Source organism: Streptomyces sp. NPDC002676, from assembly GCF_053592455.1.
In genome coordinates this window covers 440374-453046 of record NZ_JBSFVT010000007.1, presented here as the reverse complement: position 1 = coordinate 453046, position 12673 = coordinate 440374, and the positions used below count along the sequence as shown (strand labels likewise).

Sequence of the window (12673 nt, the reverse complement as noted above, 5' to 3'; positions counted from 1 at the left end):
GTTGATTTTTGGCACGCTGTTGAGTTCTCAAGGAACGGTCGCTTCCTTTGTACTCACCCTCTCGGGCTTTCCTCCGGGCTTCCCTTCGGTGTTTCAAACTCTATCAGGGTTTTTCCCTCTCTCTGACCACTCCTCTGCAGACATGCAGAAGGCGACCCCGAGAAAGGATCTGACGAGTTTGGGTGCTGCTGAGTGATGGCGCTTTCGCGTCGCTCCGTCTCAAGCAGGAGTACGACTGTACACGGAACCGTGAAGCGCGTGCAAATCGATGGGGTTGGTGGTCTAGACCACTAGGTGGTAGCTTCCATACGGAACGGCCACTTCATCTGACATACCCTGCTGCTCAGTGTGCCGTCCGGGACCGTCAGTGACGGCGCCCTGTGCAGCTCCACTCCTGGGAGGCTTCCCATGACCACCGTGACGTCCCCGCTCGCTGGACGCGCCATCGGACTGGCCGCCGTGCCGGATCCGGTCTTCTCCGGGGCCATGGTCGGCCCGGGCACCGCGATCGACCCCGTACGTGAGCCCTCCGAGGCGGTGTCGCCCGTCGACGGCGTCATCGTCTCCCTGCACCCGCACGCCTTCGTCGTGGTCGACGCGCATGGCCACGGCGTGCTCACCCATCTCGGCATCGACACCGTCCAGCTCAACGGCGAGGGCTTCGAGCTGCTCGTCAGCAAGGGCGACACCGTCACGCGCGGTCAGAGCATCGTGCGCTGGGACCCCACCGCCGTGGAGGCCGCGGGCAAGTCCGCCATTTGCCCGATCGTCGCACTCGAGGCCACGGCCGAGTCCCTCTCCGATCTCCGTGACAGTGGCGACGTGAAGGCCGGCGACAGCCTCTTCGCCTGGAACTGACGGCAGTGCCGTCCTACGGCGGCGAACACGACAACCATCGCGGCGGCGGGCTCTGCCGCACTATCGGAGACGGGTGAGATGGAGACAACGCTGCAAGGCGTCGGCGTGAGCCACGGCGTGGCGATCGGCGAGGTCCGGCACATGGGAACCGCGGTGCTGGAGCCGCCGGCGAAGCAGATCCCGGCGGAGGAGGCGGGGCGCGAGCAGGGGCGCGCCCGTCAGGCCGTCGACGCGGTGGCGGCCGACCTGATGGCGCGCGGCAACCTGGCGGGCGGCGAGGCTCAGGCGGTGCTCGAGGCGCAGGCCATGATGGCCCAGGACCCCGAGCTGATGGCGGACGTGGACCGGCGGATCGCCGTCGGCAGCACGGCGGAGCGCGCCGTGTACGACGCGTTCGCGGCCTACCGTGAGCTGCTGGCCGGGGCCGGTGAGTACCTCGCCGGTCGCGTGGCCGACCTCGATGACGTGCGGAACCGTATCGTCGCCCGGCTGCTCGGGGTGCCCATGCCCGGTGTCCCGGACAGTGACGAGCCCTATGTACTCGTGGCGCGCGATCTCGCGCCGGCGGACACGGCGCTGCTGGACCCGGCCCTCGTGCTCGGTTTCGTCACCGAGGAGGGTGGGCCGACCAGCCACAGCGCGATCCTCGCGCGGGCGCTCGGCGTACCCGCGGTCGTGGCGCTGCCGGGTGCCGTTGAGCTGGCGGAGGGCACGGTGATCGCCGTGGACGGCAGCACCGGCGATGTCTTCGTGAACCCGAGCGCCGAGAAGAAGGCCCAGCTGGAGGCCGCGGCGGCCGAGCGCAAGGCGGCGCTGGCCGCCTCGATCGGGCCAGGTGCCACCGCCGACGGGCACAAGGTGCCGCTGCTGGCCAACGTGGGCGGGCCGGTGGATGTGCCGGCCGCCGTGGAGGCCGGGGCCGAGGGTGTCGGTCTGTTCCGTACCGAGTTCCTGTTCCTGGACGACAGCAAGAGCGCGCCGTCCGAGGAGAAGCAGGTCGAGGCCTACCGCCAGGTGCTGGAGGCGTTCCCCGAGGGCCGGGTCGTCGTACGGGTGCTGGACGCGGGTGCGGACAAACCGCTCGACTTCCTGACGCCGGCGGACGAGCCGAACCCGGCGCTCGGCGTGCGGGGTCTGCGGACGCTGCTCGACCACCCAGAGATCCTGCGCACGCAGTTGACCGCGCTGGCGAAGGCCGCCGAGGGGCTGCCCGTCTACCTCGAGGTCATGGCGCCCATGGTGGCGGACCGTACCGACGCCAAGGCGTTCGCGGACGCCTGCCGTGCCGCAGGGCTGCGGGCGAAGTTCGGCGCGATGGTGGAGATCCCGTCGGCCGCGCTGCGGGCGCGGTCGATCTTGCAGGAGGTCGAGTTCCTGTCGCTGGGGACCAATGACCTCGCGCAGTACACGTTCGCGGCGGACCGGCAGGTGGGTGCGGTGGCGCGGCTGCAGGACCCGTGGCAGCCCGCGCTGCTCGACCTGGTCGCCCTGTCCGCCGAGGCGGCCAGGGCCGAGGGCAAGAGCTGCGGTGTGTGCGGCGAGGCCGCGTCCGACCCGCTGCTGGCATGTGTGCTGACCGGTCTGGGTGTCACCTCCCTGTCCATGGGTGCGGCGTCGATTCCTTATGTCCGGGCGACGCTGGCGAAGTACACGCTGGCCCAGTGCGAGCGGGCCGCCGCGGCTGCTCGTGCCGTGGACAGCGCCGACGAGGCGCGCAGCGCGGCTCAGGCGGTACTGTCCGGCGAGTAGTCGTAGCGGTGCGCCCGGTCTGCCGGGTTCAGGGGCGTCCCTCCTTCGGGTGGGGCGCCCCTGCTGCGTTCAGTGGCGGTGCCCCGGTGCCGTGTCCTCCTCTCCGAGGCCGGGTGGCGCGCAGTAGTCGACGCCTGACTCCGGGGAGATGAGGTCGCCCGATTCGGCGTCGGTGCAGTAGGCGTCGAAGACCTCGGAGGCGGTGAGGGGTTCGAGGTGGCCTCCGCGCAGCCGCCAGCCGTACACCCGGTCGGCCGTACCTGGCGCGCTGATGCGGATGACGAGGCCGCCCGGGCTGCGGGTCGCGAGTCCGAGGGCGAGGACGCTGGTGAATTCCAGGACTTCGGCTTCGTCGAGGCAGGTGTTGTCTTCGCCGTCCCGGTCGCCGTGCAGGACGGAGATGAGGGTTTCCGGTGGTCCCGAGACGCTGCAGACGAGGTGCCGGTCGCCGGGCGGGGCCGTGTCGAGGATGCGGATGAGGAGGTCGGAGGCGCGGGTGAAGGCCGCGCGGCCGATGTCCTCGCCGCAGGTGGGGCAGGGTCCCAGGCGGGTCAGCAGGGTGGTGGCGTACTCCCAGGTGGCCTGGCGTACGGCCTCGTCCACGAGGACGGGCAGAAGCATGGCGAGGGGGCGGCCGTCGTAGGGGATGGTGGCTCCGGTGGCCGCGAGTTCCGCGGTGAAGCGGGTCCGGCTCGCCGGTGCCTCGGGGTCGAGTCCCGTGCCCGCGCAGAATTCGGCGTATTCCTCTGGGTCGAACAGGGCGAGTGTGGTGTGGCTGCCCTGTGCGGCGCGTGCCTTGAGCAGGGCCTCCACCTGCTGGAGGTAGGTGGGATGGTCGTCGAAGGTGAAGCTGCGGTAGCGCCGCATCGCGCGGAAGTCATGCTCGTCGGTGAGCAGGCCGATGGTGCCGGCGATTTCGCGGCGCAGGACGCGTCGCATGGTCGAGTGGTCGGTGTGCGCCATGTTTCTCCCCCAGTCGCGCAGTCGATCAATGCTCACTCACCGTAACCGGCGGCACTGACAACGGGTCCGGCCCTGGACCTCGCCACGGTGTTCGGCGAGGTCCAGGGCCGGTTGTGGCCGGGGACGGGTCAGGCGCGTTTGCGGGCCAGTTCCTCGTAGAAGCCGAGCAGGGAGAGGTTGTCGATGGAGCCGGGGTTGACGGCCTTCTCCAGCGGGGTGCCCTGCAGGAGCCGCTTGACCGGGACCTCGATGCGCTTTCCGGTGAGGGTGTGCGGGATGCCGGGGACCTCGATGACCTCGTCGGGGACGTGGCGTGGTGAGAGCTGTTCGCGAATGGCCTGCTTGATGCGGGTCAGGAGTGCCTCGTCCAGGGCGGCGCCCGGGGCGAGGTGGACGAACAGCGGCATCCAGTAGCCGCCGTCGGGCTGTTCGATGCCGATGACGAGGGATTCTTTGATCTCGGGGAGGCGCTCGACCACCTCGTAGATGTCGGCCGAGCCCATGCGGACGCCCTGCCGGTTGAGGGTGGAGTCGGAGCGGCCGTGGATGATCACCGTGCCGCGCGAGGTCAGGGTGATCCAGTCGCCGTGGCGCCAGACGCCGGGGTAGGTGTCGAAGTAGCTGTCGTGGTAGCGGCTGCCGTCGGGGTCGTTCCAGAAGTGGATCGGCATGGAGGGCATGGGGTTGGTGACGACCAGCTCGCCCACCTCGTCCACGAGGGGCTTGCCGCTGGGGTCCCAGGACTGCAGGCCGGTGCCGAGGCCGGGCGCCTGGAGTTCGCCGGTGTACACGGGGAGGGTCGGTACGGCTCCGGCGAAACAGGAGCAGACGTCGGTGCCCCCGCTGACGGAGGCGATCCACAGGTCGTCGCGGACCTCGTCGTGGAGCCAGCGGAATCCGTCGGGCGGCAGGGGTGAGCCGGTGGTGGCGACGCACTTGACCTTGGAGAGGTCGAAGTCGCGGGAGGGGTGCACGCCTGCCTTGCGGCAAGCCATGACGTAGGCGGCCGAGGTGCCGTAGAGCGTGGCTCCGGTGCGCTCGGCGATGCGCCACTGGGCTCCGGTGTCGGGGTAGCCGGGGCTGCCGTCGTACAGGACGATCGTCGTTCCGGTGAGCAGGCCGGAGACGAGGAAGTTCCACATCATCCAGCCGGTCGAGGTGTACCAGAAGAAACGATCCTCGGGGCCCAGGTCGCAGTGCAGGCCGAGCTGCTTGAGGTGCTCGACGAGGATGCCGCCCTGGGACTGGACGATGGCCTTGGGCAGGCCGGTGGTGCCGGACGAGTACAGCACCCACAGGGGGTGGTCGAACGGGACCTGTTCGAAGACGGGCTCGGTGTCGGCCGCGGTCAGTGCCGGCCAGTCCAGGGCGCCCTCGGGTGCCTCGGTGCCCAGGAGCGGGATGTGCACGACGGCACGCAGGGTGGGCAGCTCGCGGCGCAGCTCGGCGACGATCTCGCGGCGGTCGTGCTCCTTGCCGCCGTAGCGGTAGCCGTCGACGGTGAAAAGGACGACGGGTTCGACCTGCTGGAAGCGGTCGAGGACGCTGCGGGCTCCGAAGTCGGGGGCGCAGGAGGTCCAGACGGCGCCCACGGCTGCCGTGGCGAGGAGGGCGACGACGGCCTCGGGGATGTTGGGGAGGTAGCCGCTGACGCGGTCGCCGGGGCGGACGCCGAGCTTGCGGAGTTCGGCGGCCAGGGAGCCGACCTGACGGCGCAGTTCGGACCAGCTCACCGGGCGCGGCTCGTGGGTCTCGTCGACGTGCAGGAGGGCGGGTTCGTCCTCGCGGCCGGCCGCGGCGCGCAGGGCGTGCTCGGCGTAGTTGAGGGTGGAGCCGGGGAACCAGTGGGCGCCCGGCATCGAGCGGTCGCCGAGTACGCGCGCGTAGGGGGTCGAGAACCGTACGTCGAAGAACTCGGTGACGGCCTTCCAGAAGGTCTCGAGCTGGTCGACGGACCACCGGTGCAGGGCCGGGTACCCGCCCTCGGCGGGGGCGCCGTGGTGCTCGGCGGCCCAGGCCTGGAACTGGGTGATGCGTGCCTGGGCGATCCGCTCGGGATCGGGCTGCCAGAGCGGCTGGGGGTTCGCGGTCGACATGGGGCGGCTCCCGGGCTGTGCGCGTCGTGTGCGTCGGTCCGCGCACGGGCTGGGGTGTGCGCGTGACGCGGCTGACAGGGACGATGCCATGTGATCGACTTCTACACCAGGGTGCGCCTCACATAGTCCGTGTCGTGAAGATGTGGACCCAGCACGGGTGAACGGCAGTTGAACGACACGCGCGCGTGGGGCGGTCAGTGGCAGGGTGAGCAGCATGGACGGTCGTGACCTGGTGCGTTCGGTGAGTGTGGTCGGTTCGGGAAAGGCGGCTGGGGGGTTGCGCACCGTAAGGGCAGCGTGGCGCAGGAGGCGTATCGACGCGGCCGGGCTGCCGCCGCGAGGGGCCGAGCGGGCGCGGGTGCCGGGGCAGGTGCGGGAGGTGGAGCCTGGGCCCGGGGGCGGTCTGATCCGCTTCGGCCGGTCGGAGCTGCGGATCACCGTGGCGGTCAACGGTGCCGTCTTCTGGGGCTGGGACGGGGCGGGTCCGGAGCCGTCGTACGCGCTCGCCGGGAGCTGTCCCGAGCCGGATCCGCGGACGGTGCTGGAGCCGGACAAGGACGGCGGCTGGCGGGTCGTCGCCGAGCGGGTGACGGTCGTCGTCTCGCGGCACGGCGCGGTGCAGGTGTGCACGCCCGGTGGGGTGACCCTGCGCCGGGACATGCCGCCGCGCTGGTGGGAGCCGGTCGGCGGGGGTGAGGCGCGGTGGATGCAGCGCTCGGAAGTGGCGGCGGACGCCCGGTTCTTCGGCCTGGGCGGGCGCGCCGGCGGGCCCCGGCTGCGGGACGGCATGTACCGGCTGTGGAACACCGATCCGGGCCGGGCGTTCGGGCCGGGCGACGATCCGCTGTATCTGACCATGCCGGTGCAGCTGGTGGTGGCCGACGCCGCCGCGCATCTGGTGTTCCACGACACCTCGTGGGACGGCACGGTGACCCTGCGCGAGGGCGAGGAGGGAGCCGGGTCCGGGCACGACCGGGCGGGGCGCTGCGAGGTGCGGATGGACGGCGGTCCGCTGCGCTGCTGGGTGGTGGTGGGCACTCCCGCGCGCGTGCTGCACACGTGGGCGTCGCTGACCGGGGCACCCGCGGTGCCGCCCGCGTGGGCGCTCGGCCATCATCACGCGCGGTGGGGTTTCGGCAGCGAGCAGGAGGTGCGCCGGATCGTTTCGGGCTACCGGGAGCGCGGTCTGCCGCTCGACGCCGTCCACCTGGACATCGACCACTACGAGGACCATCAGGTGTTCACGGTCGACCAGGAGCACTACCCGAAGCTGCCCGCGCTCGCGGAGGAGCTGCGCCGGGACGGGATCCGGCTGGTGTCCATCGTCGACCCCGCGGTGAAGGCCGAGCCCGGCAATGCGGTCTACGACAGCGGTTCGGCCGTGGACGCGTTCGCGCGGGACGCCTCGGGACGGACGGTGCGGGGTGTGGTGTGGGCCGGGGAGTCGGTGTACCCGGACTTCACGCACGCGCGGGTGCGCAAGTGGTGGGGCGGGCTCTACGAGGAGCGGCTGGGGCAGGGTTTCGCGGGCTTCTGGCATGACATGAACGAACCGGTGTCGTTCAACGCGTTCGGTGAGCCGACGTTGCCGCGTTCGACGCGGCACGCCCTGGAGGGCCGCGGCGGCGACCACCGGGAGGCGCACAACGTGTATGCGCTGTGCATGGCGAGGGCGGGCTACGAGGGGCTGCGCGAGCTGTCTCCGCACGAGCGGCCGTTCCTGTTCTCCCGCTCCGGCTGGGCGGGGATGCAGCGCTACGGAGGCACGTGGTCGGGGGACGTGGCGACGGGCTGGCCGGGGCTACGCGCGTCACTGTCGCTCGTCCTGGGGCTCGGGCTGTGCGGGGTGCCGTACTCGGGGCCGGACGTGGGCGGATTCGACGGCAGTCCGTCGCCGGAGCTGTACCTGCGGTGGTTCCAGCTGGGTGCCTATCTGCCGTTGTTCCGGACGCATGCGAGTCTGCGGGCGGGGCGCAGGGAGCCGTGGGAGTTCGGTGCCGAGGTGCTGGAGCACGCGCGCGTGGCGCTGCTCGGACGCCGGCGGCTGCTGCCGTACTTCATGACGCTGGCGCAGCTGGCCCGGCGGACCGGTGCGCCCTATGTGCGGCCCCTGTGGTGGAGGGCTCCGGAGGATCGCGCGCTGCGCGACTGCGAGGACGCTTTCCTGCTGGGTGACGGCCTTCTGGTGGCTCCGGTGCTGGATCCGGGTGCCGACCGGCGTGCCGTGCAGCTGCCGCGGGGCCGCTGGTACGACACGGTGACGGAGGAGGCGTACGAGGGTCCGGGGCAGGTGCTGCTCGACGCGCCGCTGTCCCGGATACCGGTGCTGGCGCGGGCGGGTGCCGTGGTGCCCGTGCGCGGGGCGGACGGCGGGCTGGAGCTCGAGGTGTGGGCGCCCGCGCGGGGGCGTACGGGCGGCGGGCTGGTCGTGCCGGACGCGGGCGACGGGTGGGACGAGCCGGAGATCGAGCGCTACGTCGCCCGCTGGCAGGGCCGGCGGGTGGTGGTCACGCGGGAGCGGGAGGACGGCGCGACGGAACCGTCCTACCCGGTGCGTGTGCGAGGGCTCGGCTGAGCGGTGGGGCTCAGTACCGGCCTTCGAACCATGCCTTGACGGCCACGGTGTGCAGCGGGAAGGCGAGTTCCTCGGGCCTGCGCAGCAGCTGCCAGCCCTCGGTCTCGTCGGTGGGGCCGGACGGCGGGAGGGCATCGGCCGGACGTTCAGGGAGGAGTCCGAACAGCAGCAGATGCCCGTCGGGCGAACTCATGGCGTCCACGAGCCGTACATCGCGGGGGGCGGCGTCGATGCCCGTCTCCTCCTTGAGTTCGCGGACGACGGCCTGCTTCCAGTCCTCCCGGTCGTCGATGTAACCGCCGGGCAGAGCCGTGCCCCCGCGCACGGGGGCGATGGTTCGGGTGATGACGACCAGGGCGGTGCCCTTGGTGTCGTACACGGGCTGGAGCGCGATCGCGACCGGCAGCGGGTTGCGGTAGGCGATGGTGCCGCAGGAGGGGCAGGTGCGCGGCCAGCCGGAGACGCCCTCTCCATAGGGCGCTCCGCAGCTCGAACAGTGGGAGTCGGGCGCGGAGTTGGCAGTTGAGTGCTGAGTTTCGGACACGCGCGGACTGTATCCGATCACAGGAAGGACTTCTTCCGGAAGCAAGATGACAGGGATTGACGGGTCCGGGCGCGCCCCCGTTCGGTTCGCCGGGACGGCCTGCCCTTTTCCGCTCGCCCGTGGCACACTTCTGACACATCGTCAGATCGCTTGCGGGGAGGCAATGTGTCGCGCAAACGAACGCCCGCGGTCGCCGGCTGGTTCACCGGCGACGGGGACGACTTCCGGCTCCTGGGCACCCGCTGCTCCTCCTGCGCCACGGTGTTCTTCCCGCGCGAGGACGCCCACTGCCGCAACCCGCACTGTCCGGGCGGCGCCCTGGAGGAGATCGCGCTGTCCCGCACGGGACGGATCTGGTCGTACACCGACAGCCGGTACCGCCCTCCGTCACCCTATGTGAGCGATCCGGAACTTCCGTGGGAGCCGTACGCGTTGATCGCTGTGGAGCTGGCAGCCGAGCGGATCGTGGTGCTGGGACAGGCGGCTCCCGGGGTCACCGTCGCCGAACTGACAGTGGGCAGGGAGGTGGAGGTCGTCCCCGGTGTGTTGCACGAGGACGCGGGGACGGCCTGGACGACCTGGAACTGGCGGCCGAAGGGGGTGACGGCATGACGGCGGACGTGGCGGTGCTCGGGGTGGGCATGCACCCCTGGGGCAAATGGGGGCGCGACTTCGTGGAGTACGGGGCGACGGCGGCCCGCGCGGCCCTCGCGGACGCCGGCCTCGACTGGCGGGACATCCGCTCGATCGTGGGCGCGGACACGGTGCGTGGCGGGTATCCCGGGTATGTGGCGGGGGCGACGTTCGCGAAGGCCCTGGGCTGGCAGGGCGCGCGGGTCGCCAGCGTGTACGCGGCCTGTGCGTCCGGGGCGCAGGCGATCGCCACCGCGCGGGCGCAGATCCTCGCCGGGCTCGCGGACGTGGTGCTGGTGGTGGGGGCCGACGCCGCACCCAAGGGGTTCTTCCGGCCCGCGGGCGGAGACCGTCCCGAGGATCCGGACTGGCTGCGCTTCCGGCTGCTGGGCGCAACGAATCCGGCGTACTTCGGGCTGTACGCGCGGCGACGGATGGCCGTGCACGGGGACACCCTCGAGGACTTCGCGCTGGTCAAGGTGAAGAACGCCGCCCTGGGGGCGCTCAATCCGCGTGCGCGCTACCGCAAGCGGGTGAGCGCCGAGGAGGTCGCCGCTTCCGCGGTGGTCGCCGATCCGCTGCGGCTGCTCGACATCTGCGCGACCTCCGACGGCGGTGCCGCCCTGGTGCTGTCGAGCATGGACTTCGCGCACCGGCACGGGGCGGCCCGGCCGGTGCGGATACGGGCGGTGTCGACGGTGACCCCGTGCTTCCCGAACACGGTGCTGGACCTGCCGGACATCGCCACGGATTCCGCCGTCGCGGTTCCGCCGCCGGACGAGACCTTCCGGGCGTCCATCGCCCGGGCCGCGTACGAGGAGGCGGGCATCGGCCCCGAGGAACTGTCCCTGGCGGAGGTGTACGACCTGACCACCGCCCTGGAGTTGCAGTGGTACGAGGATCTCGGTCTGTGCGGTGAGGGCGAGGGGGCCAAGCTCCTGCGGGAGGGCGCGACGGGCGTCACGGGCCGTATACCGGTGAACGCCAGTGGCGGGCTCGCCTCCTTCGGGGAGGCCGTCCCGGCTCAGGCCATCGCCCAGGTCTGCGAGGTGACCTGGCAGTTGAGGGAGGCGGCAGGCGCACGTCAGGTCGCCGGGGCCCGCGTGGGGATCACCGCCAACCAGGGACTGTTCGGGCATGGATCGGCGGTTGTCGCGTTGCGCTGACCGGAGTCGGCGAGGAGGCGTGCGGCAGGTGGGGCTCATGAGGTTTTCGACGCTGTGTGACCAGCCCGGAATCCTGCGTGAACGTCTCATGAACTGCGCCTGGGCGTACGCGGGCAGCGCAATCATGCTCCCGTGCACTCCTGGACGGATACTCTCCGCTTCGCCTTCCAACCCGTCGTCAACCTGAGGACGGGCGCGGTCGCCGCACTGGAGACACTTGCCCGCCCGGAATCCGGCGACATACTGGCCGAAGCCCGTCGGGACCCCGAACTCGACGCCAGACTGACCGTGTTGGCGCTCCGCGCGGCGACACGCAAGGAGACGCTACTGCCGCTGCACCTCAACGTGTTCGCGGCCACGCTCGCCGACCTGGGCGGACTCACCCCGCTGCACGACGCCGTACGCGCGGCGGGGCGCCTGCCCTGGGAGGTGACGCTCGACATCGTGCCGCCCTACACCCATGTGCCCCAGCGGGCGCTGCTGGAGGCGGTGGCCGCACTGCGCGACCAGGGCTTCCGGATCAGCGCGGACGGAATCGGGGAGGGGGATGTGCCCCTGAGGCTGCTCACCGACCTCTCCCCCGAGGTGGTCAAGCTCGACGCCTCGCTGCTGACGCGGCCGGCCGCGGTCCGGGCCATGCGCACGCTGTGCGAACAGCTGGGGGCGTTGGTGGCGGTGGAGGGTGTGGAGTCCGAACTGCAGTGCGCGACGGCAGTGTCGGCGGGCGCCCAGCTGGCTCAGGGCGAGCTGTTCGCGCCGCCGGCCCGGATTCCCGCCACGGACGTGTACGTTCCGCCCGGCTCCGCCGGCTCCATGGCCATGCCCCGCTCCGGGCCCTCGGTGCGGGAGTTCGTGCGCCCCGCCGCCGTCCTGCCGGTCACCGCCTCGGCCGGGCAGGTACGGGCGCTGCTGACCGGCTCGCCGGACGTCTCCGGGGTGCTGCTGGTGGACCAGTTCGGGGTGCCCGTCCGGTCGGTCCACCGCTCCCGCTTCCTGCTGTCCATGTCCGGGCGCTACGGGCACGCCCTGTACGCGGACCGCCCGGCGTTCAAACTGGGCGACGCGCCGCGCACGGTCGGCGTCGACGCGACCGCCTGGGAGGTGCTGGACGTCGTCGCGATCGGCGGCCGGGAGCGTACGTCGGACGACGTGGCGGTGGTCGACCGCCATGGCCGGTGCGTGGGCGTCGTACGGCTCGCGGACCTCGTGCGGGCGCTGGCCGAGAGCCGGGTGGAGGAGGCCGCGGGGCTCAATCCGCTGACCCGGCTGCCCGGTTCGGACGCGATCACCAACGAGGTGGACCGGCGGATCGCGGACGGCCGGCCGTTCGCGCTCAGCTGGCTGGACATCGACCACTTCAAACAGGTCAACGACGGCGCCGGGTTCGCGGCGGGCGACGAGCTGATCCGCTCGGTCGGGCGGGTGCTGCAGCAGGCCGTCCCGGAGCACGCGCGCGTGGGCCACATCGGCGGCGACGACTTCCTGGTGCTGGCCGACGAGGAAGCGCTCGACGCGCTGGTCGCAGCGGTACTCGACGCCTCCTGGTCGGCCGACGGCCGGCCGGTCACGCTGTCCCTGGCGACCGTCGTGTGCGGACCGGGCAGCGTGGCCGACCACCGCCAGGCCGCCTCCCATCTCGCCCCCCTGAAGAAGGTGGCGAAGGCACTGGACGGCGCCAGCTGGGTGTTCGGGCGCGCGGGGGTCCCGGGGCACGAGGTGCGGCGCGGTTCCGGCACGGCGCCCGCCCAGGCGGGCTACGCCGCGGCCGAGCCGGGTTGGTGAACGGGCCCTCCCGTATACGTTCGTCGTGGCGCCTCCTGGGTAACAGGGCGTCAGGTGAGTCGCTGTCACCGTTGCCGTCGACGACCTTGACGCCCCCCGGACGCCGGTGAACACTTCCCGGTGTCAGCCGACATCGCCGTACATTCTCGGCGTTATCAGGCACTACGCCATGGATCTGCCCTGCTCCACGTCCCGTTCTCCTCAGGCGATTCCGGCTGCGACGGCACGCTCGTCATCGACGCCGGGCGGGGCGCGGACCCTCCCTGCCTTCGGCTGAAGTCGCCAAGGGAACCGTTCCTGCACGCAG

At 71.6% G+C, this 12673-nt stretch carries 10 protein-coding genes; 7 read left to right on the top strand and 3 right to left on the bottom strand.

What is annotated here, in order from left to right; translation table 11 throughout:
• From ACWD3E_RS22785 to ptsP, 3 genes are all read left to right on the top strand, one after another.
• A partial coding sequence (locus ACWD3E_RS22785) for a hypothetical protein (RefSeq protein WP_451389358.1) occupies positions 1–196 on the top strand: 196 nt, incomplete at its 5' end.
• A 212-nt stretch (positions 197–408) separates the two neighbouring features.
• On the top strand, positions 409–858 hold the full coding sequence (locus ACWD3E_RS22780; RefSeq protein ID WP_451389357.1) for a PTS sugar transporter subunit IIA: 450 nt from the start codon (positions 409–411) through the stop codon (positions 856–858).
• Positions 859–936: 78 nt separating this feature from the next.
• A complete protein-coding gene (gene ptsP, locus ACWD3E_RS22775; protein WP_451389356.1) occupies positions 937–2607 on the top strand; it encodes a phosphoenolpyruvate--protein phosphotransferase in 1671 nt (556 codons plus the stop codon).
• A gap of 69 nt (positions 2608–2676) precedes the next feature.
• Here ptsP and ACWD3E_RS22770 read toward each other — a convergent pair whose 3' ends face one another.
• Positions 2677–3570 carry a hypothetical protein gene (locus tag ACWD3E_RS22770; protein WP_451389355.1) on the bottom strand — a complete coding sequence of 298 codons (894 nt, stop codon included), beginning with the start codon at positions 3568–3570 and terminating at the stop codon, positions 2677–2679.
• Positions 3571–3698: 128 nt separating this feature from the next.
• On the bottom strand, positions 3699–5666 hold the full coding sequence (locus ACWD3E_RS22765) for an acetoacetate--CoA ligase (protein ID WP_451389354.1): 1968 nt from the start codon (positions 5664–5666) through the stop codon (positions 3699–3701).
• A 214-nt stretch (positions 5667–5880) separates the two neighbouring features.
• Between ACWD3E_RS22765 and ACWD3E_RS22760 the strand changes: the two genes are divergently transcribed.
• Positions 5881–8241 (top strand): glycoside hydrolase family 31 protein, encoded by a 2361-nt coding sequence (locus tag ACWD3E_RS22760; protein ID WP_451389353.1) that lies wholly within the window; start codon positions 5881–5883, stop codon positions 8239–8241.
• Positions 8242–8251: 10 nt separating this feature from the next.
• Here the strand turns inward: ACWD3E_RS22760 and ACWD3E_RS22755 are convergent, their stop codons facing one another.
• Entirely contained in the window at positions 8252–8785 is a 534-nt protein-coding gene (locus tag ACWD3E_RS22755) for an NUDIX domain-containing protein (RefSeq protein ID WP_451389352.1), read from the bottom strand.
• Between the two features lie 165 nt (positions 8786–8950).
• Here ACWD3E_RS22755 and ACWD3E_RS22750 point away from each other — a divergent pair, with 165 nt between their 5' ends.
• The 3 genes from ACWD3E_RS22750 (at position 8951) to ACWD3E_RS22740 (ending at position 12366) form a co-directional block, all read left to right on the top strand.
• Positions 8951–9397, top strand: coding sequence for a Zn-ribbon domain-containing OB-fold protein (locus ACWD3E_RS22750; RefSeq protein WP_451389351.1), 447 nt, complete (start codon positions 8951–8953; stop codon positions 9395–9397).
• Positions 9394–10584: a lipid-transfer protein gene (locus ACWD3E_RS22745; RefSeq protein ID WP_451389350.1), complete on the top strand. Its 1191-nt coding sequence runs from the start codon at positions 9394–9396 to the stop codon at positions 10582–10584. The genes ACWD3E_RS22750 and ACWD3E_RS22745 overlap by 4 nt, the downstream gene beginning before the upstream one ends.
• A gap of 132 nt (positions 10585–10716) precedes the next feature.
• Positions 10717–12366, top strand: a complete 1650-nt coding sequence (locus tag ACWD3E_RS22740; protein ID WP_451389349.1) for an EAL domain-containing protein — start codon at positions 10717–10719, stop codon at positions 12364–12366.
• The last annotated feature ends 307 nt before the right edge of the window (positions 12367–12673 follow it).